The sequence below is a fragment of the Ponticoccus sp. (in: a-proteobacteria) genome (assembly GCF_048381735.1).
In genome coordinates, this window is the sequence record NZ_JBLXGL010000004.1 from 202,761 (window position 1) to 225,585 (window position 22,825).

Consider the following 22,825-nt stretch of genomic DNA (forward strand, 5'->3'; position numbering starts at 1 on the left):
GCCGGTTCAGGCCTGACCGGGCGCCCGCCGGACTATGGCGCCGGTCGCTGGCGCGACAGTCCGGCGGACAAAAGGGGGCGGCCTGCACGGACCTGCCTGCACGGGCCCGCCTGCGCTGACCGGCGGCGCCGGTCGCGGTAGGCCCCGCCCGGGGCAGCGGGGCGCATGGATGCTTCGGAAAACGCCAGGCCTTACCCGAAACCGCCAGGCAGCCTTAAAAGGCGCGGTCCGATCCGCCAGATCCGCGTGCCATCGGTTCAAGGCGCCAGCGGCTTGATGAAGACGCGGCGCATGCGACGCGGGCGTGCCCAGCGGGTGCGGTCACCCCGGTCCCGCGTGGCGGTTGCCGTGCGGCTCGAAAAAGAAATGGGGCCGGTCGCTTCCGGCGACCGGCCCCATGATTCGCGTAACGCGGGTGTCAGCGGTTCTCGATATCCACGTAGTCCCGCTCGGTCTCGCCAAGGTACAGCTGGCGCGGACGACCGATCTTGTTCTGCGGATCGTTCAGCATCTCTTTCCACTGGCTGATCCAGCCGACGGTGCGCGACAGCGCGAAGATCGGCGTGAACATCGAGGTCGGGAAGCCCATCGCCTCGAGGATGATGCCGGAATAGAAGTCGACGTTCGGGAACAGCTTCTTCTCGGCGAAGTAGGGATCGGCAACGGCCTGCTTTTCCAGCTCTTTCGCGGTGGCGAGGATCGGGTTGTTCTCGACACCCAGAAGGTCAAGCACCTCGTCGGCTGACTGCTTCATCACCTTCGCGCGCGGGTCGAAGTTCTTGTAGACCCGGTGGCCGAAGCCCATCAGGCGGAAGGGGTCGCTCTTGTCCTTGGCGCGGGCGATGTACTCGGGGATGTTCTCGGGATCGCCGATTTCCTTCAGCATCTCCAGGCAGGCCTGGTTGGCGCCGCCATGGGCGGGACCCCAGAGGCAGGCGATGCCGGCTGCGATGCAGGCGAAGGGGTTGGCACCCGAGGACGAGGCCAGGCGCACGGTCGAGGTCGAGGCGTTCTGCTCGTGGTCGGCGTGCAGGGTGAAGATCCGGTCCATGGCACGGGCAAGGATCGGGTCGACGGTATATTCCTCGGCCGGCACGCTGAAGCACATGTGCAGGAAGTTCGCCGCGTAATCCAGATCGTTGCGCGGATAGACGAAGGGCTGACCGATTGAATACTTGTAGGCCATGGCCGCGATCGTCGGCATCTTGGCGATCAGGCGGTGCGAGGCGATCTCGCGCTGCAGCGGGTCGGCGATATCGGTCGAATCGTGGTAGAAGGCCGCCATCGCGCCGACCACACCCACCATGACCGCCATCGGATGCGCATCCCGGCGGAAGCCCCGGAAGAAGTTGTGCATCTGCTCGTGGATCATCGTGTGACGGGTGATCGTGCTTTCGAACTTCTCCAGCTCTTCGGCCTTGGGCAGGTAGCCGTAAAGCAGCAGGAAGCAGACCTCGAGGTAATGCGACTTCGAGGCCAGCTGGTCGATCGGGTAGCCGCGGTGCAGCAGCTCGCCCTTTTCACCGTCGATGAAGGTGATGGTCGAGTCGCAGGACGCGGTCGAGGTGAAGCCGGGGTCGTAGGTGAAGACATTGGCCTGACCGTAGAGCTTGCGGATGTCGATGACGTCCGGACCGGCGGTCGGCGAGTGGATCGGCAGGTCGTAGCTTTGATTTCCGATGGTGAGTGTCGCGTTCTTTTCAGCCATGCTTTGTCATCCCTCTAGGTATACGAAAAAGCGGGGCCGGGACGGCCCTGCCGATTGAATTCACACGGCCGTCGCGCACGGGTATCAGCCCATCTCTGCGGTTGCGGCCCGGTCCAGGCGCCGGATCGTCTCCTCGCGGCCAAGCACCAGCATCATGTCGAAAACCGAGGGCGTGGCACTGCGGCCCGCCAGCGCCGCCCGCATCGGACCTGCAAGCTTGCCGAATTTGGTGCCCTGATCCTCGGCAAAGCGGTTCAGAACCGCCTCCAGGTCGTCACGCGCCCAGCTAGCATTTTGCAGGTGCGGCGTCAACGCAGACAGTATACCACGGGATACCGCATCCAGCGCCTTCGCCGCCTTCTCGTCGGGAACGACGGGGGTTTCTGTCAGGACGAATTGAGCCTTATCAAGGAGTTCCGGGAAGGTCTTGGCCCTTTCCTTCAGGCAGAACATTGCGCGCAGCATTCCCTGTCTTTGCGTCTCCGTCAAAGGATTTTGTGCGGTTGCGGCAAGGAATTCCTCCAGCTCTCGCAAGAGGCCGGCATCCTCCGCCACCGCGATATGCTGGCCGCAGAGATTTTCCAGTTTCTTCAGGTCGAAGCGGGCGGGGGATTTGCCGATTCCGTCCAGCCCGAACCACTCTTTTGCCTGCGCGTCGGTAAAGAACTCGTCGTCGCCGTGGCTCCACCCCAGCCGCGCGAGGTAGTTGCGCATGCCCGCCGCCGGGTAGCCCATCTTCTGGTATTCGTCCGCGCCAAGCGCGCCATGGCGCTTCGACAGCTTCTTGCCGTCGGCGCCGTGGATCAGCGGGATATGCGCGTAGACCGGCAGCGGCCAGCCCATCGCGGCATAGATGCCCATCTGGCGCGCGGCGTTGTTCAGGTGGTCGTCGCCCCGGATCACATGGGTCACGCCCATGTCGTGGTCGTCCACGACCACCGCCAGCATGTAGACCGGCGTGCCGTCCGAGCGCAGCAGCACCATGTCGTCCAGCTGGTCGTTGCGGATGGTGACACTGCCCTGCACCTCGTCCTCGATGACGGTCGCACCCTCCTGCGCGGTCTTCAGGCGCACCACGAAGGGCGCGTCCGGGTGCGTCGTGGGGTCGGCGTCGCGCCAGGGGCTCTGGAACAGGGTGGATTTGCCCTCGGCCCGGGCCGCCTCGCGGAAGGCCTCGATCTCTTCCTGCGTCGAGAAGCACTTGTAGGCGGCGCCCTTGGCGAGCAGGTCATGCGCCACCTCGGCGTGGCGATCGGCGCGGTCGAACTGGCTGATCACCTCGCCGTCATGGTCGAGGCCCAGCCAATCGAGGCCGCGCAGGATGGCCTCTGTTGCCTCGGGGGTGGACCGGGCGCGGTCGGTGTCCTCGATCCGCAGCAGGAACTTGCCGCCGCGGCCCCGGGCGTAAAGCCAGTTGAACAGCGCCGTGCGGGCGCCGCCGATGTGCAGGTAGCCGGTGGGGGACGGGGCGAAGCGGGTGACGACCTCGGACATGAGCGTGGTTAACCTTTTCCTAACGGGGCGATGGGTAGAGTTGATGCTCTGTAACCAGCCAGATTTTCCGGGGCAAGCATGGGTGGCGCCCTCTCGACGATCCGTCAGGCCCTGCCGGGACAGCGCGGGCACCTGTTTCCATGGGCGCCGGTGGCCATGGCCTGCGGGATCGCGCTGTATTTCGGCCTGCGCGTCGAGCCTCCGGTCTGGTTGCTCTGGGCCGCCGCGGCGGTCTCGCTGGCGGGGCTGGGGCAGCGTCGAGCGGGGCCGTGCCTTGGTCCGCTTCTGGCGGGTGTCGCGCTGGTGTCGCTGGGATTCGCACTGGCGGGGGGACGCGCGCATCAGGTGGCGGGGCCGGTGCTGGACTTCCGCTATTACGGCGCGGTCGAGGGGCGGATCGTGGCGATCGACCGCTCTGCCTCGGACGCGGTGCGCCTGACGCTGGACCGCGTGGTACTGGAGCGTATGGCCCCCGCCGAGACGCCCGCCCGCGTCCGCGTGTCGATGCATGGCAGGCAGGACTGGCTGACGCCGGAACCGGGTGCCACGGTGATCCTGACCGGCCATCTTTCACCACCCGGCGGCGCGGTCGAGCCGGGTGGTTTCGACTTCCGGCGGCATTCGTGGTTCCTCGGGCTGGGGGCGGTGGGATACACGCGCAACCCGGTCCTGCTGCTGGAGCCGCCGGGCGCGGGTCTGCCGGTCGCCAAGATCCGCATGTGGCTGTCGGCCCGGGTGCAGGCGGCGCTGCCGGGGGAAACCGGCGCCTTCGCCGCCGCCATCATGACCGGCGACCGTGCGGGCATGGGGCAGGACACGCTTCAGGCGCTGCGCGACTCGAACCTTGCGCATCTGTTGGCGATCTCGGGCCTGCACATGGGGCTGCTGGCGGGCTTCGTCTTTGCTGCCCTGCGGCTGGGCCTGCTTGTACACCCGGTCAGCCGCCACCGCTGGCCGGTCAAGAAGCTGGCGGCGGCGGGCGCCTTGCTGGCGGCGGCGGGCTATCTTGCGCTCTCGGGCGGCAATGTCGCGACCGAACGCGCTTTCATCATGGCCGCCGCCGCGCTTTGCGCGACAATGCTGGACCGGCGCGCCATAAGCCTGCGCAGCGTCGCCATCGCCGCGCTGGTGGTGCTGGCGCTGCGGCCCGAGGCGCTGCTGGGCCCCGGCTTTCAGATGTCCTTTGCGGCGACCACGGCGCTGGTCGCGGTCTTCGAGCGCTTCAGCCAGATACAGCGCCGCCGCCGCATGCCGAAATGGCTGGCGCCGGTGGTCTCGGTCGTCGTGTCGTCTGCGGTGGCGGGTGCCGCGACCGGGCCGGTCGGCATGGCGCATTTCAACCAGATGGCGCAATACGGGCTGCTGGCCAACCTGATCTCGGTCCCGGTCATGGGGGTGCTGGTGGTGCCGATGGCGGTGGTCGCGGCGCTGCTCATGCCCTTCGGCCTCGACGGGCTGGCGCTGGCCGTCATGGCGCTGGGGCTGGACTGGATCCTCGGCGTCGCCCGGATGGTCGCCGGGTGGCAGGGCGCGACCCGCCCGGTGGTGGCGCCGATGCCCTGGGCCCTGCCGCTGATCGCCCTTGGCGGGCTGGTGCTGTGCCTCTGGCGGGGCCGGGCGCGGATCGCCGGACTGGCGCCGATGGCCGCCGGAGCCCTGCTTTGGGTGCAAAGCGAGAGGCCCGCCGTGCTGATCGCCGACAGCGGGACGCTGGTGGGCGTGATGACCGATGCCGGGCGGGGGCTGTCGCGCGACCGGGGCTCGGGCTTCATCGCCGGGACATGGCTGGAAAACGACGGTCGCGGCGGCACGCAGGACAGCGCGGCGGCGCTGTGGCCCGGTGCGCGCGCCGACCGGTTGGCCGTGGCGCAGGTGGCGGATCTGACGATCCTGCACGTTCAGGGCAAACGCGCCGCCGCCCAGCTTGATGGCTGCGGCGCGGCGCAGGTGGTGGTGTCTTCCACGGACCTCGCGCTGCGCGGCGGCTGCCGGGTCTTCGACCCGGCCCGCCTGCGCGACAGCGGCTCTGTGGCGATCTGGCTGGGGGCCGAGGGGCCGCGCTTTGTCACCGATGCAGAGCTGTCGGGCCAGAGGCTGTGGAGCCCGGCGCGCCGCAACAGGATACCCCGGACGGTTGCCCGCGCCGACACTGGCCCGTGACCGGGGCCTTTGCCTTGGATCACCCCGGATGCAGAGCGGTCGGGCCAGAGGCCATGAAACCGGGAACGCCGCAACAGGATGCCCTGGACAGTGGCTCGCGACGACACCGGCCCGTGACCGGCGCCTTGGACGTGGATCACCCCGGATGCAGAGCCGTCGGGTCAGGGGCTGTTAAACCGGGAACGCCGCCCGAAAACGCAAGGGACGCCCGCCTGCGCCGTTATCGGGCAGGGGCGGGCGCATTCGGTCGCGGAGCGCTCAGTAGGTGCGGATCAGGCCGACGAGGCGGCCCTGCACGCTGACCGCGCCCCGGGGCAGGACGCGCGGCTCGTAGGCCGGGTTGGCGGCTTCGAGCACGATCATCTCGCCCTTGCGGCGGAAGCGCTTCAGCGTCGCCTCGTAGCCCTCGATCTGCGCGACCACGATGTCGCCCTCCGAGGCCTCGGAGGTTTCGCGGATCACCACCACGTCGCCGTCGTTGATCCCGGCGTCGATCATGGAATCGCCCCGGACCTCCAGCGCGTAGTGACGGCCCTGACTGCGCACCATCTGCCCGGGAACGGCGATGCCGGGAGCCGGGTCGTTGATCGCCTCGATCGGCTGGCCGGCGGCGATGCGGCCGACGATGGGCAGTTCGCTGACGTCGAGGTTGGCTAGTTCCATGGCCCGCGCAGGCTGGCTGTCGGGCCGGTCGCCGTCGATTACGCGCGGGTTGAAGCCCGCCGGCTGGCCGCCAAGGCTTTCCGGCAGCTTGACGATCTCGATGGCCCGGGCGCGATGCGCGAGGCGGCGGATGAAGCCGCGCTCTTCCAGCGCGGTGATCAGCCGGTGGATGCCGGATTTGGAGCGCAGGTTCAGCGCATCCTTCATCTCGTCGAAACTGGGCGGAACCCCGTCGCGCTGCATGCGCTTGTTGATGAAGCCGAGAAGGTCCAGCTGTTTCTTGGTCAGCATCCGTTTACCCCATGTCTGTTACTTTTTGTTCTATGGGTGTTCCTGTTTTGTGTCAACAGGGGCGGTCGCCGCATTGCGGGCGGGCAAATGTCTTCGAAGACATTTGAAAAACGCATGGATGCGTTTTCGCGCCGGGCCTCAGCCGAAGGGCAGGTATTCTACCATCTCGCCTGCGGCGCGGGCGGGATCGCGAACCGGGCGGACCAGCAGCGCGTCGGACTGGCCGAGGATGCTCAGCAGGCTGGAATCCTGCCGGCCCTGCGCGGTGATCCCGTCAGGCCCCAGGGTCGCGCGCATGTAGTGTTCGCGCGGGCCATTGGCCGCCAGCGGCTCCGCCAGGGGCGCGGTGCGCCGGGGCGCGGGCGCGGCGCCAAGGCCCAGCAGGGCGCGGATCACCGGGGCCACGAAGACATGGCCGCAGACCATGGCCGAGACCGGGTTGCCGGGCAGGCCGATCATCGTGGCCTTGCCGAAACGGCCGGACATCAGCGGCTTGCCGGGGCGCATGGCCACCTTGTGGAAGGCCTGTTCCATGCCCAGTTCCGCCAGCACCGGTGCCACCAGATCGTGGTCGCCCACCGAGGCGCCGCCAATGGTGATCACCAGGTCGGCGTCGTCGACCAGCCCGAAGACCGAGCGCAGGGCCTCGCGGTTGTCGCGCGCGATGGGCAGCATCCGGGGCAGGGCGCCGAGGTCCTGCAGCAGGGCGGCAAGGCCGAAGGTGTTCGAGACGATGATCTGGTCGGGGCCGGGGTCTTCGCCGGGCATAACCAACTCGTCCCCGGTCGAGATCAGCGCGACGCGCGGCTGCCGGGTCACCGCGACCTCGGCGATGTTCATCGAGGCCAGCAGCGCGATGTCGGAGGGCGACAAGCGGCGCGGCGCCGGGATCGCGGCACCGGCCCGGAAGTCGGACCCGGCGGGCCGGATATGGGTCGGCGCGTCGAGGTTGGCCTGCAGCGTGATGCGGTCGCCGTCGCGGGTCGTATCCTCCTGGATCACCACGCGGGTCGCGCCCTCGGGCACCGGGGCGCCGGTGAAGATGCGGACCGCCTGGCCCGGGCCGACAGACCCGGCAAAGCCATGGCCCGCGGCGCTTTCGCCGATCACCGTCAGGCTGTCTCCGGCGGCGGCGTCAGCGACGGCATAGCCGTCCATGGCCGAGGCCGGAAAGGGCGGCTGGTCGCGCCGCGCGGTCGCCTCGCGCGCCAGCACCCGGCCCGCGGCCTGCGCCAGCGGCACGGTTTCCGGCGCCAGCGGCGTGGCAAGGGCAAAGAGGCGGTCGAGGGCTTCGGTGACGGTGATCATGGGCTCAGGCCTCGTAGCGGCCCGACTTGCCGCCGTCCTTCAGGGTGACGCGGATGCCGCCGATCTCCATCGCCTTGTCCACTGCCTTGACCATGTCGTAGACGGTCAGCGCAGCGGTGGATACGGCGGTCAGCGCCTCCATCTCGACGCCCGTCTGGCCGGTGGTCTTGACGGTGGCCGCGAGCCGGAGGCCCGGCAGCGCCGGGTCGGCCGTCAGGTCGACCGAGACCTTGGTGATCGGCAGCGGATGGCACAGCGGGATCAGCTCGGACGTCTTCTTGGCACCCATGATGCCCGCCAGCCGCGCGATGCCGATGACGTCGCCCTTCTTGGCGCGCCCCTCGGTGATCATCGCGAAGGTCTCGGGCGCCATGCGCACCCAGCCCTCGGCGGTGGCGATGCGCGCCGTCACCGCCTTGTCCGAGACGTCGACCATATGGGCGTTGCCCTGATCGTCGAAATGCGACAGCCCGCTCATGCCGGCACCGGGTCGGCGAGCAGGGTCCGCGTGGCCTGGGCCACGTCGTCCTGCCGCATCAGGCTTTCGCCGATCAGGAAGGCGCGGGCACCGTGGCCGGCCATGTCGGCGAGGTCGGCGGGCGTGTGCAGCCCGGATTCGCAGACGAGGAAGCGGTCGTCGGGCACGGCCTTCGACAGTTCGCGCGTGGTGTCGAGCGTCAGTTCGAAGGTCTTGAGATTGCGGTTGTTCACCCCGATCAGCGGCGAGCGCAGCGCCAGCGCGCGGTCCAGCTCGGCCCGGTCATGCACCTCGATCAGCGCGTCCATGCCCCAGTCGAAGGCACAGGCTTCCAGCTCGGCGGCCTGCGCGTCGGACACGCTGGCCATGATGATCAGGATGCAGTCGGCACCAAGGCTGCGCGCTTCGGCCACCTGGTAGGGGTCATACATGAAGTCCTTGCGCAGCGCGGGCAGGCCGGTCGCCAGCCGCGCGGCGGTCAGGTAGCCCTTGGCGCCCTGAAAGCTGGGCGTGTCTGTCAGCACCGACAGGCAGGTCGCGCCGCCGGCCTCATAGGCGCTGGCCAGCGCGGCGGGTTCGAAATCGGCGCGGATCAGCCCCTTGGAGGGGGAGGCCTTCTTGACCTCGGCGATCAGGCCATAGCCGGTCTGCGCGGCCTCGCGCAAGGCCAGCGCGAAGGGGCGCACCGGGTCGGCGTGGCGCGCGGCCTCTTCGACGGCGGCCATGGGTCGGGTGGCCTTGTCGGCGGCCACCTCCTCCAGCTTGTAGGCCTTGATCTTGTCGAGGATGGTCGCGGTCATGGTCTAGCCTCTCGTCCAGTCGATCGGGGTCTCGCCTCTGGCAATAAGCCAGTCGTTCACCCGCGAAAAGGGGCGCGAGCCGAAAAAGCCTCGCCGGGCGGACAGCGGCGAGGGGTGGGCGGATTGCAGGATCAGCGTGTCCGGGTGGGTCAGGCGCGGCGCGAAGCCCTGCGCATGGCGGCCCCAGAGGATATAGGCGCGGGGGGCGTCGTTCAGCGCCTCCAGCACCTCCTGCGTCAAGGTGGTCCAGCCAAGGCGGGCATGGCCCCCGGCCTGTCCGGCGGGCACGGTGAGCGCGGTGTTCAGCAGCAGCACACCCTGCCGGGCCCAGAACCGCAGGTCGCCGTCGGGCGGGCAGGCGCCGAGGTCGTCGGTCATTTCCTTGAAGATATTGGTCAGCGACCGGGGCAGCGGGCGGACGTCCGGCTCGACCGAGAAGGCAAGGCCATGTGCATGGCCCGGCGTGGGGTAGGGGTCCTGCCCGAGGATCACGACACGGGTCGCATCGGGTGGGCAGGCCTCCAGCGCGGCAAAGACCTGATGGGCGGGCGGCAGGACGTCAGGGGCGTCCTTCAGCCGCTCCGCGATGGCCGGATAGGCGCCTGCGAAGAACGGCAGATGCGCCCAGGCGGCGGGCGGTGGCGGCAGCGTGGTCATGTCAGGCTCTCCGGCGGGCGCTGGGAAATTCCATGGATGGAATTCGAAAAAGTCTTCGAAGACTTTTGCGCCCCATCAGGCGGAGGTGGCCTTGGCCAGAGCCTCGACGCGCGCCAGCGCGGCGCCGCTGTCGATGCTCTCGCGGGCCTTGGCCGTGCCCTCGCGCAGATCGGCGGCGCGGCCCGCGATCACCAGCGCGGCGGCGGCGTTCAGCAGCACCGCGTCGCGGTAGGCCCCGGCCTCGCCGCCCAGCAGGGCGCGGAAGGCGCGGCCGTTTTCCTCGGGCGTGCCACCGACGATGGCCTCGAAGGGATGCACCGGCAGGCCCGCGTCCTCGGGGTGGATCTCGACCTCGCGGATCATGCCGTCCTCTTCCAGCGCCGCGACCCAGGAGATCCCGGTGATCGTCAGCTCATCGGTGCCGTCCGAGCCATGCACCAGCCAGGCCCGTTCCGACCCCAGCCGCGCCAGCGTTTCCGCCATGGGCCGGATCAGATCGCGCGAGAAGGCGCCGGTCAGCTGGCGCTTCACGCCCGCCGGATTGGTCAGCGGCCCGAGGATGTTGAAGATCGTCCGGGTGCCAAGCTCGGCCCGGACCGGGCCGACATGGGCCATGGCGGGATGGTGCATCGGCGCCATCATGAAGCAGATGCCGACCTCGGCCAGCGCCTTCTCGACCACATCCGGGCCGACCATGACCTGAATGCCCATCTGCGCCAGCGCATCCGCCGCGCCGGATTTTGACGAGAGGTTGCGGTTGCCGTGCTTGGCCACCGGCACGCCCGCGCCCGCGACGACGAAGGCCGTGGCGGTCGAGATGTTCAGCGTGCCCTTGCCGTCGCCACCGGTGCCGACGATGTCCATGGCGCCCGCGGGCGCCTTCACCGGGTTACACTTGGACCGCATGACCGCGGCGGCGGCGGCATATTCGTCCACCGTCTCGCCGCGCGTGCGCATGGCCATCAGCAGGCCGCCGATCTGGGCGGGGGTGGCCTGTCCCTCGAAGAGGATGCCGAAGGCCTCTTCGGCCTCGGCGCGGGACAGCGGGCGGTCGGCGGCCTTGCCGATCAGCGGGCGCAGGTCGTCGCTCATGCCGGCACCTTCAGGTCGTCGAGGAAGTTTTGCAGCATGGCGTGGCCGTGTTCCGAGCGGATGCTCTCGGGGTGGAACTGCACGCCGTGGATCGGCAGGTCACGATGCGCCAGCCCCATGATGGTGCCGTCCGCAAGCTCTGCGGTGACCTCCAGCGCCTCGGGCAGGTCGCTGCGCCGCACCACCAGCGAATGGTAGCGCGTCGCCTGCAGCGGCGAGGGCAGGCCGCGAAAGACGCTTTTGCCGCCGTGATGGATCTCGCCCATCTTGCCGTGCACGATCTCGTCATGGCGCACCACCGTGCCGCCGAAGGCCTGACCGACGGTCTGGTGGCCGAGGCAGACGCCCAGAAGCGGCGTGCGTGTCTCTGCCGCCGCCTGCGTCAGCGCAAGGCAGATGCCCGCGCGATCCGGGTCGCAGGGGCCCGGCGACAGCACGATCCCCGCGGGCTTCATCGCCATCGCCTGCTGCACGTCCAGCGCGTCGTTCCGCCAGACCTGCACGTCAGCCCCGAGCTCGCCGAGGTAATGGACGAGGTTATAGGTGAAGCTGTCGTAGTTATCTATCAGCAGAAGCATGGGAATCCGTCTCTCGGGGCTGGCGGGAGGGGTCTTGGTCGCGGTATACATGCGCAGGCAGGCGGCATGGCGTCAAGGCCCCGACACCAGAGGCGGGGCGGGCACGGACCGCCGAAGAGACGAGGCGCGACAAGGGCGGAGACAGGCGGCATGGCCAAGGGTTTTGTGATCGGAGCGATCTGGGGCGGGGTTGTGGCAGTGGGCGGCGCCGCAGGTCTGTCGGTGATGACGGGGCCGGTGGCCGAGACCGGGTTTCCCTCCCGGACAAGTCTGGATGCAACGAGCGGCCCGGCGGCCACGGGGACGGAGGTCGCCGCCGATCCCGGGGGCCGCCCTGCCGATGGGGCTGCGGATGGCGCCGCTGTCGGGGAGCCCTTGACCGGAACGGGGGGGGCATTCGGCGCCGGGCGTCCGGACGCAACGAGTGGCCCGGCGGCCAGGGGGGCGGAGGTTGGCGCCGATCCCGGTGCCGGTGCTGACGATGGGGCTGCGGATGGCGCCGCTGCCGGGGATGGGGCGGCTGGCCCTGACACGGGCGTTACAGATGCGGATGTCGCCGCCGGGGAACCGGCGGGGGAGGGCGCGGAGGATGACGGGGGTGCGGACCCGGTGACCGCCGCCGGGACGGATCTGGCGCCGGAGGAAGGTGAGGCGCCGGTCCCGGATCGTTCTGCCCCGGATGGACCCGCAGGGCAGGGCGCGGAGACAGACGGACCCGCTCCGGAGGCCGGTACCGAGGTGCCGGGCAGCCTTGCCGCACCAGAGGCCAGTGCGGCACCCGGTGCTGCCGCCGGGGCCCGGCCCGGAGATCCGCGTCCGGGGGAGGCGGCGGCGCAGCCCCTGGCAGAGGCGGCGCCCGATCCGGTGGCGCGGGTGCCGGACCGGGTCGAGATCACCGTTCAGGCCGGAGACCGGGGCGTCGACCTGAGCCTTGCCCCGGCAGAGCCCGAAGAGGGGCCGGCGCCCGCACCCGAGCTGCTGACGGAGGTGGCCCGATCCGGCGCACCGGCGGGCGTCCCGGACCCCGGGGCCGACGATGCGGCGCCGGACGGGGCGGGGACGGCTCCACCCGCCGACCCTGCGGTCGGGGACACCCCCGAGGCGCCGCCCGCCGCCGGGGCGGAGGGGGCGGAGACGCTGGAGCTTGCCGGGCTGACACCGGTCGAGCCGGTTTCGCCGCCGGGCCAGGGCGCCGCGCCGCAGGCCAGCCCGGGTGCCCCGGACCCCGAGGCCGAGCCGCAGGTCTCTGCCGATCCCGGCCTGCCGCCGAAGCCCGTGCAAGAAGGCCCCGGGGCGCGGGCCGACGCGCCGGGGACTGCGGCGGAAAACCCCGGGGCTCTGACCGGTGCGCCAGTGAGTGCGGAGGGTGGTGCCGAGGCCGTGAGAGAGGGGACGGAGCGTGCGAAGGACGCCCCCGAAGCCTTGACCGACGCGCCGGAGAGTGTCGAGGACGGCCCCGACGTCGCCGGAGACGCACCGGAAACTGCCGAGGAAGACCCCGAGACAGCGGCGGACGCGGAGCAGGGCCGCCTGCAGACCCGCGCCGGGTCGCTGGTGTCGAACCGCGCGCCCGCTGTGCAGCAGAACCGCCTGCCCAGCATCGCCGCCGATGCGCCCGAGGCCCCGGAGGTGCAGCCGGATGCGCCGGAAACCGCGCCCTCCGCCCTTGCGGCCCTGCCCGGGGACAGCCCGCTGGTCCGCAACGCCGCCGCCTTCGAGGCCCCCGCCGGGGTGCCGCGCATGGCGGTTGTGCTGATCGACGACGGGTCGGGCCCGCTGGGGCCCGAGGCGCTGGAGAGCTTCCCCTTTCCCGTGACCTTCGCCATCGCGCCGGGCCACCCGGACCCGCAGAGGGCGGCGGCGGGCTATCGCGCGCTCGGCTTCGAGGTCATGGCGGTGGGCGCGGTGCCGGCGGGGGCCTTGCCCTCGGACGTGGAGACCGCCCTTGCCGGTGCCCTGGACGCCGTGCCGCAGGCGGTGGCGGTGCTGGAGGACAGCGCTGGCAGCCTTCAGGCCGACCGCGACGTGGCGGCGCAGACGACGGACTACCTGCTGGCCTCCGGTCACGGGCTGGTCATGGTGCCGAAGGGGCTGAACACCACGCAGAAACTGGCGCTGAAAGAGGGCGTGCCCTCGGCCTCGCTGTTCCGGGACTTCGACGCAGAGGGCCAGTCGGCCAATGTGATCCGGCGCATCTTCGACCAGGCCGCCTTCCGCGCCCGGCAGGAGGGCGCTGTGGTCATGGTGGGCCGCCTGCGCGCCGATACGGTCTCGGCGCTGGTGCTCTGGGGGCTGCAGGATCGCGGCTCGACCATCACGCTGGTGCCGGTCTCGACGGTGCTGGCGGAATCGCTGCGCGCGGTGGAGTGATCGCGGGAGATTTCTTGGCCGCGCGAGACCGGTTCGGGGCAAGGCCCGCTGCGCGGCCCTGCGAGAGGCGCTGCCTCTCGCGCTCTCCGAGGTATTTCGGGACCAAAGAAGGAGGGGGCCCTGGGGGCGCGGGACTGGTGGGGCGGGCCGGGGTATGGGGCGGACTGCCGGGCGGTCCGCTCAGAGGGCCCAGGCTTCTATGGCGCGGGCCAGGTCGCCGTAGCCGGTGAAGCGCCGCTCGAAGGCCAGGCCCAGCCGGTCGGCGCTGGCGCGGGCCTTTTCGGTCAGGGCCGGGTCGTCGGTCTGGGCGAGGTAGACGAGCCGCTCGTAGTTGCCGAAATACAGGTCGCGCAGTTCGGGGTGGCGGTCGAGCCCGAGCGGCCCCCAGACGAAGGCATCGAACTGTCGCGCCAGGAAATCGGTGAGGTAGAAAGCCGTGACCTCGTCGCGCGCCTCGAACCGGGCCAGCCCGTCGAAGAAGGCATAGCAATGCGGGCCGGCGATCATTTCGACGCCCAGATCGGCGCAGGCGGCCTGCAGCGCGCCGCCGGTGCCGCAATCGGCGTAGACGATGCAGAGGCGGTCGTAGGCCTCGCGATGTCGTGCCACCACCGTGCGGACCGCATCGGTGATCCGCTCGGGGTGGTTGTGCAGGATCGCGGGCAGGCAGGTCAGGTCGAGGTGATCCCAGCCGTTCAGCCGCTTCAGGTCGAGGATTTCGCGCGCCAGCGCGCCGCAGGCGATCAGCAGGACGCGCCCCCGGCCCGAGGGCGCCAGCCCCGCCCGCGTCAGCGCGGCGTCGTCAGGGGTGGGGGTCGTCATAGGGCACATGCGCAAGGCCCCAGCGGGCGAGCAGCGCAAGCGCGAGCAGAACGGGGATCACCGTCAGCAGACCCCACGAGGACAGCGCCCAGACGGTCAGGGCGGCGGCGGCAAGAACCGCGAGGATCAGCAGGGCGAAAAACGTCACAGGCATAACGGTCTCCTCTCTCTGAACAATATGTGGCAAATCCTGGGGAAGAAAAACCCCAATTGCCCCGGCACGCGGTGTTTGGGCGCAGGGTCACGGAAACTTGCCCATGTGCCGCAAATTTAGGCGGTGGACGGTGGCGGTGAGCGGCGGGGCCGCGCCGGGCGCGGGCCTGCGCGCGCTGGCGGCCGGCCTGGTGTGCAGGCTTCCTGCAGGGCGCTGCGCGCCGTGCCCTCGGAACTGCTTGCCGAGGGCCGCTTGCCGAGGATGCGGGACAAGGCAGCCCTGCCGCCGCCGGACCCCGGGTGGCCGCGCGGGCGGCGGCGTGCCGCCGGTGGGGCGGGCAGGGGCCGCGCACGGCTGTCCTGGCTGGTGGTGGGGCGGTGCAGGGCGATCACCCCGGGGGCAGCCGGTTTGGCGCGTCCCGTGCCGGTTGCGGCAGACTGGGGCGCTCAGCCCGCCGACATCTGGTTGTGCCTGCGGCTGATGAAGTCCTTCGCCGTTTCCACCGCCACGGCGGCGTCGCGGCAATAGGCATCGGCGCCGATGGCCTTGCCGAATTCTTCGTTCAGCGGCGCGCCGCCGACCAGCACGATATAGTCGTCGCGGATGCCCTGTTCGACCATCGCGTCGATCACTACCTTCATGTAGGGCATCGTCGTGGTCAGCAGCGCCGACATGCCGAGGATATCCGCCTCTTCGGCGCGGATCGCATCCAGGTATTTCTCGACCGGGTTGTTGATGCCCAGATCGACCACCTCGAAACCCGCGCCCTCCATCATCATCGACACGAGGTTCTTGCCGATGTCGTGGATGTCGCCCTTGACCGTGCCGATGACCATCTTGCCCATGCGCGGGGCGCCGGTTTCGGCCAGAAGCGGCTTGAGGATGGCCATGCCGCCCTTCATCGCATTGGCCGCCAGCAGCACCTCGGGGACAAAGAGGATGCCGTCGCGGAAGTCGCGGCCGACGATGGTCATGCCGCCCACCAGCGCCTCTGTCAGGACGCGGTAGGGTTCCCAGCCGCGTTCGAGCAGGATGTTCACGCCCTCTTCGATCTCTTCCTTGAGACCGTCGTAGAGGTCGTCGAACATCTGCTGCACAAGCTCCTCGTCGTCGAGTTCGCTGAGGATGATGTCGTCTTCTTCGTCGGACATGGCGCGCTTTCCCTGAGCCTGGCCCCCCTTCAGGGGTCGATCTTCCTGCGATTAATCGTCTTTCCCGCCGCCGGGCAGTTGGCGGATTGCGACACGCGGGAAGGCGGGACCGACCTGTGGCGACACTCTGCCATGCGGATTGCGAATGTTCGCTTAATGTTCTGTTGTGGCGGCATGTCCGCGCCCGCCCGCCCCGTATCGCCCGATCTTCGCCCCGGTCGGGGTGCGGCGCGCCGTGACAGCGGCCGCTACGAGGTGCACAGCCGCCACGACGAACACGATGGCTGGGACATCCCCGAAGAGCAGGCCGCCCTGCGCACCACCGTGACCGAGGAACGGCCCCGGTCGGTCATCAACTACGTGCGGTCCCCGGATATTCCCTTCGACCGCACGCTGAACCCCTATCGCGGCTGCGAACACGGCTGCATCTACTGCTTTGCCCGGCCCTCGCATGCCTGGCTGGGCCTGTCGCCGGGGCTGGATTTCGAGACCCGGCTGGTTGCCCGGCCAGAGGCGCCCGCAGTGCTTGATCGCAAGTTGCGGCGCCGGGGCTATGCCGTCGCGCCGCTGGCCATCGGCACCAACACCGACCCCTACCAGCCGATCGAGAAAGAGCGCGGCATCATGCGCGCCTGCCTGAAGGTGCTGTCGGATTTCGGCCACCCGGTCGGCATCGTCACCAAGGGCACGCTGGTCGAGCGTGACATCGACATCCTTGCGCCCATGGCGGCGCGCGGTCTGGTGCGTGTGGGCCTGTCGGTCACCACGCTGGACGCCACGCTCAGCCGCCGGATGGAGCCGCGTGTGCCGGCGCCCCGCAGGCGGCTGGAGACGATCCGCCGCCTGACCGGGGCGGGCATTCCGGTGCGGATCATGGTCTCTCCGGTGGTGCCGGCGCTCACCGACCCCGAGATCGAGGCGATCCTGAAGGCGGGCGCCGAGGCCGGGGCGGATGCGGCAAGCTGGATCATGCTGCGCCTGCCGCTGGAGGTGGCCCTGCTTTGGCAGGACTGGCTGGCGGAACATTACCCGGACCGCGCCGCGCGGATCATGAACCACCTGCGCGCCATGCATGGCGGAGAGGTCTATTCCGCCAGGTGGTTCCACCGGATGCGGGGCGAGGGGCCCTATGCCGAGATCATTGCCCAGCGGTTCAGGCGCGCCAGCCGGGCGCTGGGGCTGGACCGCAGGCAGCCGGACCTGCGCTGCGACCTGTTCCGCCCGCCGCTGGGAACCGCCGAGCAGCCCGCGCTTTTCTAGGGCACCGTGGCCTTTGCCATGCCCCTGCTTCGCCCGACGCGCCGGTCGTCGCGGCGTGGCTCCTTCGGACGCCTCGCCGGTTCCCGCGCATCTGCGCACAGAGGCTGTGGAGGCCTGCCCGACCGGTCTTCGCTTGGCATGGGCGCGGCGATGCATATCTTTTCCCGCAACGTTCAAAACCGAAAGGAGAGCGCCATGTCGACCCTGTTCGACCCCCTCAAGCTGGGCGCCATCGACCTGAAGAACCGCGTGGTCATGGCCCCGCTGACCCGCAATCGTGCCTTCGACGGCGACGCGCCCTCTGACATGCACGTCGATTACTACCGGCAGCGCGCCGGGGCGGGCCTGATCGTCACCGAGGCCAGCCAGATCACCCCCGAGGGCAAGGGCTATGCCTGGACGCCGGGCATCCACAGCGCCGAACAGATCGCGGGCTGGAAGAAGGTCACCGACGCGGTGCACGAGGCCGGTGGCAGGATCGTCATCCAGCTTTGGCACGTGGGCCGCATCAGCCACACATCTTTGCAAGAGGACGGCAAGGCGCCGGTGGCGCCCTCGGCGATCCGGGCCGAAGGGGTGCAGACCTTCGACGGCGCGCAGATGGTCGCGGTCTCTGAACCCCGCGCGCTGGAGGCGGAAGAGCTGCCGCGCATCGTCGAGGCCTTTGCCCAGGCCACCCGCAACGCCCGCGAGGCAGGCTTTGACGGGGTCGAGGTGCATGGCGCCAACGGCTACCTGCTGGACCAGTTCCTGAAGGATGGAACCAACACCCGCACCGACGCCTATGGCGGTTCCTTCGAGAACCGCGCCCGCCTGCTGGGGCAGGTGCTGGATGCGGTGACCGGGGCATGGGACGCGGCGCATGTGGGGCTGCGGATCTCGCCCTATTCGGGGGCCAATGGCGCCACGGACAGCGACCCCAAGGCTTTGGGGGAGTTCCTCGTCGATTTCGTCTCGGGGCGGGGGCTTGCCTATCTGCACCTGATCGAGGGCCAGACCGGCGGCGCGCGCGATCTGCCCGAAGGCGTTGACCTGGACGCGCTGAAGGCGCGTTTCGACGGGGCATGGATGGTCAACAACGGCTATGACCGGCAGATGGCGCTGGATGCCGTTTCGGGCGGGCATGCCGACCTCGTGGCCTTCGGGCGGCCCTATATCGCCAACCCGGACCTCGCCGCGCGCCTGAAGGCCGGGGCGGCGTTGAACGAAGGCGATCCGGCGACCTACTACGGCGGTGGCCGCGAGGGCTATACCGATTATCCGACCATGCAGGAAGAACCCGCCTGACGGCCCTGGGATGCGCGCGGGGTGCTGTCCCGCGCGCGACATGGAAGCCGGGGATTTCCGGCGGGTCGGGGCAGGTCAGCGATTGCCCCGGACGCGCGCGGTGTTTATCTTCGGTCGATCACCCCAGGAGAGTCTCCCATGAACTACGGAAAATCCGGCGGCGCCAAGCCCGCCAAGGGCGCCCCGCGCTTCGACGGCAACAAGACCCGCCCCGCGGGCAAGGACGCGCGGGGCGGCAAGGCCGACAAGGCCGATCTGCTGGCGCGCATGAAGGCCGCGCAGGCCAAGGACGACAAGGCCTGAGCTGGGTCCGGGGCGCAGGCGTTCCCGCCGCAGGATGCCGCGAAACCTGCTGTGGATTGTTCCCAATCCGCGCTTGCGCCGCCCCCCGGGGCACGCCAAACTGCCCGGAAGGCCAAGGGACTTCGGTTGAAAAACCGTTAAAAACACCCCACCTTCATTCCTCATGACCGGAGACGGTCCACGGCTGCCGCGACGCGGGGTCCGACCGTCTTGCCAATAACCAGGAAACGCGAGCATGAAACAGCCTCTGAACCCCTCGTACCCGGTGCTGCCGCTGCGCGACATCGTCGTCTTCCCGCATATGATCGTGCCGCTCTTCGTGGGGCGCGACAGATCGGTGCGCGCCCTCGAAGAGGTGATGAACGACGACAAGCAGATCCTGCTTGCCAGCCAGATGGACGCCTCCGAGGACGATCCCGATCCCAAGGGCATCTACAAGGCCGGCGTGCTGGCCAACGTGCTGCAACTGCTCAAACTGCCCGACGGCACCGTCAAGGTGCTGGTCGAGGGGCAGGCGCGCGTGCGCATCACCGAATACCTTGAAAACGAGAATTTCTTCGAGGCCCGGGCCGAGTACCTGACCGAGATGCCCGGCGACACCGCCGCCATCGAGGCGCTGGTGCATACCGTGGCCGAAGAGTTCGAGCGTTACGCCAAGGTCAAGAAGAACATCCCCGAAGAGGCGTTGGCCGCCGTCGGTGGCGCGCAGGAGCCTGCGCAACTGGCCGATCTGGTGGCCGGACACCTTGGCATCGAGGTGCAGCAAAAGCAGGACCTGCTTGAAACGCTGGCGATTTCCGAACGGCTGGAGAAGGTCTACGGCCTGATGCAGGGCGAAATGTCGGTCCTGAATGTCGAGAAGAAGATCAAGACCCGCGTCAAGACGCAGATGGAGAAGACCCAGCGCGAATACTACCTGAATGAGCAGATGAAGGCCATTCAGAAAGAGCTGGGCGATGGCGAGGACGGCGAAGGCGAAGTGGCCGAGCTGGAAGAGAAAATCGCCAACACCAAGCTGTCGAAAGAGGCGCGCGAAAAGGCCGACGCCGAGCTTAAGAAGCTCAAGAACATGAGCCCGATGAGCGCCGAGGCGACGGTGGTGCGCAACTACCTCGACTGGATGCTGTCTATTCCGTGGGGCACCAAGAGCCGCGTCAAGAAGGACCTGAACAAGGCGCAGGAGATCCTCGATGCCGATCACTATTCGCTTGAGAAGGTGAAAGAGCGGATCGTCGAGTATCTGGCCGTGCAGGCGCGGTCGCAGAAGCTGAAGGGCCCGATCCTCTGCCTTGTCGGCCCTCCGGGCGTCGGCAAGACCTCGCTTGGCAAGTCTATGGCCAAGGCCACGGGACGCGAGTTCATCCGCATCTCGCTGGGTGGCGTGCGCGATGAATCCGAGATCCGCGGCCACCGCCGGACCTACATCGGCTCGATGCCCGGCAAGATCATCCAGGCGCTGAAGAAGGCCAAGACCACGAACCCGCTCATCCTGCTCGACGAGATCGACAAGATGGGGCAGGACTTCCGTGGCGACCCGGCCTCGGCCATGCTGGAAGTGCTTGATCCCGAACAGAACTCGACCTTCGTGGACCACTATCTCGAAGTGGAATACGACCTGTCGAACGTGATGTTCGTGACCACTTCGAACAGCTACAACATGCCGGGGCCGCTGCTTGACCGGATGGAGATCATCCCGCTTTCGGGCTACACCGAGGACGAGAAGATCGAGATCGCCAAGCGCCACCTGCTGGACAAGCAGACCAAGGCGCACGGGCTGAAGGCCAAGGAGTTCTCGGTTGGCGGCGACGCGCTGACCGACATCGTGCGGTACTACACCCGCGAGGCCGGCGTGCGGAACCTCGAGCGCGAGATCGCCAAGCTGGCGCGCAAGGCCGTGACCAAGATCGTCAAGAAAGAGACCGATGCGGTCTCGGTGTCCTCGGACAATCTCGACGATTTCCTTGGCGTGCGGAAGTATCGCTACGGTCTGGCCGAAGAGGAAAGCCAGGTGGGGGTCGTGACCGGCCTTGCCTATACCTCTGTGGGTGGCGACCTGCTGCAGATCGAGGCGCTGCGCCTGCCGGGCAAGGGACGGATGAAGACCACCGGCAAGCTGGGCGACGTGATGAAAGAGTCCATCGACGCGGCCTCGTCCTACGTGCGGTCCATCGCGCCCTCGATCGGGGTGAAGCCGCCGCGCTTCGACAAGTGGGACATCCACGTCCACGTGCCGGACGGGGCCACGCCCAAGGACGGGCCCTCTGCGGGTCTGGCCATGGTCACGGCCATCGTATCCGTGCTGACCGGCCTGCCGGTGCGCAAGGATATCGCCATGACCGGTGAGGTGACGCTGCGCGGCAATGCCTCCGCCATCGGCGGGCTGAAGGAAAAGCTGCTGGCGGCGCTGCGCGGGGGAATCACCACGGTCTTCATCCCGGAAGAGAACGAGAAGGATCTGGCCGATATCCCGGACAACGTGAAAGAGGGGCTGAAGATCGTCCCCGTCAAGCACGTGTCCGAGGTGCTGGACATGGCCCTGATCGGCAAGCCGGAACCGGTGGAATGGGACGAGGAGGCCGAAGAGGCCGCCGCGGCCGCCGCCAAGGCTAAGGCCGAGGAGACCGGTGCGGGCGCAACCGCGCACTGAATGCCCTGACTGCAAATAAAGAAGGCGCCGCAAGGGATTGCGGCGCCTTTTTCATGTGATGCGTGAGGGGCTGGCCCCAAGTTGTTCGGGCGCTTAGTTGGCCGCGGCGGCGCCAAACAGCAGCAGGGTCATGATGCCCAGAACGATGCCGCCGGAATCGGTGCTGGAATTGGCGGCATCCTCGATGATCACCGGGGGATCGATATGCGGGGGATCGTAGTTGCCGGCGAAGGCGGTCGAAGCTGCGAAAAAAAGACCTGCGCCCAGTACGATGGATTTCATGCTTAATGCTCCAGCCCGGATGGTTGAACCCGAAGCCTGCGGCAGGGCTCCTTTGCGAGTCAACCGGGCGCTTTGATCGATTCGGTTTTTCTGATACACTGATGCAACAAAAAAACGCGCGGACCTGCGGAAGACGGGCCGTCGTCGGGCAGAAAAAGAGCAGAGACAGGCAGATGACAAGCAAGACAGAGACGCCGTTGCCCCGTCGGCGGAAGGCGGGTGCGAACAAGGCCAGCCTGCGGGCCAGACGCCGTGCTCAGGCGGCATCCGAGGCGGAAGAGGCGGCAATTGCCGCCGCGCTGGCTGCGGATCAGGCCTGGCTTCAGGCAGAGGCACAGGCCGATCTGGAGGCCGGGATCCCCGATCCGGACAATCCGACACAGGCCGAGCATCAGCCCCTGCCGGAACCGCCGCAGCCGCAGGGGGCCGCCCAGATCCCTTCGGACGAGACCGATGAGGCCGGGCCGGACGAGGTGCGCGACGTCAGTTTCGTGGCGCCGCCAGAGCTGCGCAAGCGCGAGCTGATCGCGCTGGCCATGCAGCGCAGCGGTATGCGCAAGCGCGATGTGAAGCCTGCCATCGAGGCGGCGCTTGCGGTGATGGGCGAGGCGCTGGCCTCGGGCCGCGAGCTGAACCTCGTGCCGCTGGGCAAGGTCAAGGTCACACGGCTGAAGAAGGGCGGTCGCGGGCTGGTCGTGCACACCCGTGTGCGCCAACCGGAGGATCCGCAAGATTCCCGGACAAACCCCCTTGCGCAGGCGGCGGAGTGAGTCTAATACGCCCGGCACCGGGTGATTAGCTCAGTGGTAGAGCGCTTCGTTCACATCGAAGATGTCAGGAGTTCAAATCTCTTATCACCCACCAGAATTCAGGGGCCTCGCATCGCCGCGAGGCCCTTTTTTCATGTCCGGCGCTCGACCGTAGCAGGCCCGGTCCCCGGTCCAGAGGGGCGGGCGTCTTGCAGGGGCGGGGCCGAAGCCTGCGCGAAGGTCCACGCACAGGCCGCACACAGGCCGCACGCGGGTCCCGGCGCAGGGCGTGCCGCAGCCCGGCCTGACCTGCGTACTGGCGCTTGCTCAAGGGAAAAAGGGACCGGCGGCGCGGCTGTGCCTAGGGCGCGGGCAGGGCCACTCCGGACGGCTGTGGCCCGGGCCTCTTGCGCTGCCGGAGCAGTTTGGCTAAATGCCGTCGGACCGGGTGATTAGCTCAGTTGGTAGAGCGCTTCGTTTACACCGAAGATGTCGGGAGTTCGAGTCTCTCATCACCCACCATATCTCCAAGGCGTACAGGCGGATTCCAAGGCGTTTCGCCGAAGTCACT

Annotated in this window: 20 protein-coding genes and 2 tRNA genes; 9 read left to right on the top strand and 13 right to left on the bottom strand. The window is 68.8% G+C overall.

Annotated features, from left to right (window positions below; translation table 11 throughout):
- Positions 1-418 precede the first annotated feature (418 nt).
- Together gltA and gltX are read right to left on the bottom strand one after the other, a co-directional pair.
- On the bottom strand, positions 419-1,708 hold the full coding sequence (gene gltA, locus ACN5KJ_RS10515; RefSeq protein ID WP_418593833.1) for a citrate synthase: 1,290 nt from the start codon (positions 1,706-1,708) through the stop codon (positions 419-421).
- 84 nt (positions 1,709-1,792) lie between these two features.
- A complete protein-coding gene (gltX, locus tag ACN5KJ_RS10520) occupies positions 1,793-3,202 on the bottom strand; it encodes a glutamate--tRNA ligase (protein ID WP_418593835.1) in 1,410 nt (469 codons plus the stop codon).
- Positions 3,203-3,280: 78 nt separating this feature from the next.
- Between gltX and ACN5KJ_RS10525 the strand changes: the two genes are divergently transcribed.
- Positions 3,281-5,362, top strand: a complete 2,082-nt coding sequence (locus ACN5KJ_RS10525) for a ComEC/Rec2 family competence protein (RefSeq protein ID WP_418593837.1) — start codon at positions 3,281-3,283, stop codon at positions 5,360-5,362.
- Between the two features lie 258 nt (positions 5,363-5,620).
- Here the strand turns inward: ACN5KJ_RS10525 and lexA are convergent, their stop codons facing one another.
- From lexA to ACN5KJ_RS10560, 7 genes are all read right to left on the bottom strand, one after another.
- Positions 5,621-6,316, bottom strand: a complete 696-nt coding sequence (gene lexA / locus ACN5KJ_RS10530; RefSeq protein ID WP_418593839.1) for a transcriptional repressor LexA — start codon at positions 6,314-6,316, stop codon at positions 5,621-5,623.
- 138 nt (positions 6,317-6,454) lie between these two features.
- A complete protein-coding gene (gene glp / locus ACN5KJ_RS10535) occupies positions 6,455-7,624 on the bottom strand; it encodes a gephyrin-like molybdotransferase Glp (RefSeq protein ID WP_418593841.1) in 1,170 nt (389 codons plus the stop codon).
- Positions 7,625-7,628: 4 nt separating this feature from the next.
- Positions 7,629-8,102 carry a cyclic pyranopterin monophosphate synthase MoaC gene (gene moaC / locus ACN5KJ_RS10540; protein ID WP_418593843.1) on the bottom strand — a complete coding sequence of 158 codons (474 nt, stop codon included), beginning with the start codon at positions 8,100-8,102 and terminating at the stop codon, positions 7,629-7,631.
- Positions 8,099-8,902, bottom strand: coding sequence for an indole-3-glycerol phosphate synthase TrpC (trpC, locus tag ACN5KJ_RS10545; RefSeq protein WP_347165015.1), 804 nt, complete (start codon positions 8,900-8,902; stop codon positions 8,099-8,101). Before trpC ends, moaC begins: the two co-directional genes overlap by 4 nt.
- Positions 8,903-8,905: 3 nt before the next feature.
- The gene (locus tag ACN5KJ_RS10550; protein WP_418593844.1) at positions 8,906-9,559 is read right to left on the bottom strand and encodes a uracil-DNA glycosylase; all 654 of its coding nucleotides are present in this window, start codon (positions 9,557-9,559) and stop codon (positions 8,906-8,908) included.
- 75 nt (positions 9,560-9,634) lie between these two features.
- Positions 9,635-10,651: an anthranilate phosphoribosyltransferase gene (gene trpD / locus ACN5KJ_RS10555; protein WP_418593846.1), complete on the bottom strand. Its 1,017-nt coding sequence runs from the start codon at positions 10,649-10,651 to the stop codon at positions 9,635-9,637.
- Complete coding sequence (locus tag ACN5KJ_RS10560; protein ID WP_418593848.1) at positions 10,648-11,229, bottom strand: anthranilate synthase component II; 582 nt, start codon at positions 11,227-11,229, stop codon at positions 10,648-10,650. Before ACN5KJ_RS10560 ends, trpD begins: the two co-directional genes overlap by 4 nt.
- A 738-nt stretch (positions 11,230-11,967) precedes the next feature.
- On the opposite strand from ACN5KJ_RS10560, the gene ACN5KJ_RS10565 reads away from it, so the two are divergent.
- On the top strand, positions 11,968-13,599 hold the full coding sequence (locus ACN5KJ_RS10565) for a divergent polysaccharide deacetylase family protein (RefSeq protein ID WP_418593850.1): 1,632 nt from the start codon (positions 11,968-11,970) through the stop codon (positions 13,597-13,599).
- 180 nt (positions 13,600-13,779) lie between these two features.
- Here the strand turns inward: ACN5KJ_RS10565 and ACN5KJ_RS10570 are convergent, their stop codons facing one another.
- From ACN5KJ_RS10570 to ACN5KJ_RS10580, 3 genes are all read right to left on the bottom strand, one after another.
- Positions 13,780-14,430 carry a DUF1638 domain-containing protein gene (locus tag ACN5KJ_RS10570; RefSeq protein ID WP_418593852.1) on the bottom strand — a complete coding sequence of 217 codons (651 nt, stop codon included), beginning with the start codon at positions 14,428-14,430 and terminating at the stop codon, positions 13,780-13,782.
- A complete protein-coding gene (locus ACN5KJ_RS10575) occupies positions 14,402-14,575 on the bottom strand; it encodes a hypothetical protein (protein ID WP_023848220.1) in 174 nt (57 codons plus the stop codon). Before ACN5KJ_RS10575 ends, ACN5KJ_RS10570 begins: the two co-directional genes overlap by 29 nt.
- A gap of 446 nt (positions 14,576-15,021) precedes the next feature.
- Complete coding sequence (locus ACN5KJ_RS10580; RefSeq protein ID WP_206565356.1) at positions 15,022-15,726, bottom strand: corrinoid protein; 705 nt, start codon at positions 15,724-15,726, stop codon at positions 15,022-15,024.
- A 174-nt stretch (positions 15,727-15,900) separates the two neighbouring features.
- Between ACN5KJ_RS10580 and ACN5KJ_RS10585 the strand changes: the two genes are divergently transcribed.
- From ACN5KJ_RS10585 to lon, 4 genes are all read left to right on the top strand, one after another.
- Positions 15,901-16,986 (top strand): PA0069 family radical SAM protein, encoded by a 1,086-nt coding sequence (locus tag ACN5KJ_RS10585; protein WP_418593854.1) that lies wholly within the window; start codon positions 15,901-15,903, stop codon positions 16,984-16,986.
- 195 nt (positions 16,987-17,181) lie between these two features.
- Positions 17,182-18,273, top strand: a complete 1,092-nt coding sequence (locus ACN5KJ_RS10590; protein ID WP_418593856.1) for an alkene reductase — start codon at positions 17,182-17,184, stop codon at positions 18,271-18,273.
- Positions 18,274-18,411: 138 nt separating this feature from the next.
- The gene (locus ACN5KJ_RS10595) at positions 18,412-18,576 is read left to right on the top strand and encodes a hypothetical protein (protein ID WP_206565353.1); all 165 of its coding nucleotides are present in this window, start codon (positions 18,412-18,414) and stop codon (positions 18,574-18,576) included.
- Between the two features lie 235 nt (positions 18,577-18,811).
- On the top strand, positions 18,812-21,223 hold the full coding sequence (gene lon / locus ACN5KJ_RS10600; RefSeq protein ID WP_418593857.1) for an endopeptidase La: 2,412 nt from the start codon (positions 18,812-18,814) through the stop codon (positions 21,221-21,223).
- 93 nt (positions 21,224-21,316) lie between these two features.
- Here lon and ACN5KJ_RS10605 read toward each other — a convergent pair whose 3' ends face one another.
- Positions 21,317-21,505: a hypothetical protein gene (locus tag ACN5KJ_RS10605; RefSeq protein WP_418593859.1), complete on the bottom strand. Its 189-nt coding sequence runs from the start codon at positions 21,503-21,505 to the stop codon at positions 21,317-21,319.
- 173 nt (positions 21,506-21,678) lie between these two features.
- Here ACN5KJ_RS10605 and ACN5KJ_RS10610 point away from each other — a divergent pair, with 173 nt between their 5' ends.
- From ACN5KJ_RS10610 to ACN5KJ_RS10620, 3 genes are all read left to right on the top strand, one after another.
- Positions 21,679-22,275, top strand: coding sequence for an HU family DNA-binding protein (locus ACN5KJ_RS10610; RefSeq protein ID WP_347165005.1), 597 nt, complete (start codon positions 21,679-21,681; stop codon positions 22,273-22,275).
- Between the two features lie 19 nt (positions 22,276-22,294).
- Positions 22,295-22,369: transfer RNA gene (locus ACN5KJ_RS10615), tRNA-Val, on the top strand.
- Positions 22,370-22,700: 331 nt separating this feature from the next.
- Positions 22,701-22,776 (top strand) — tRNA-Val (locus ACN5KJ_RS10620).
- The last annotated feature ends 49 nt before the right edge of the window (positions 22,777-22,825 follow it).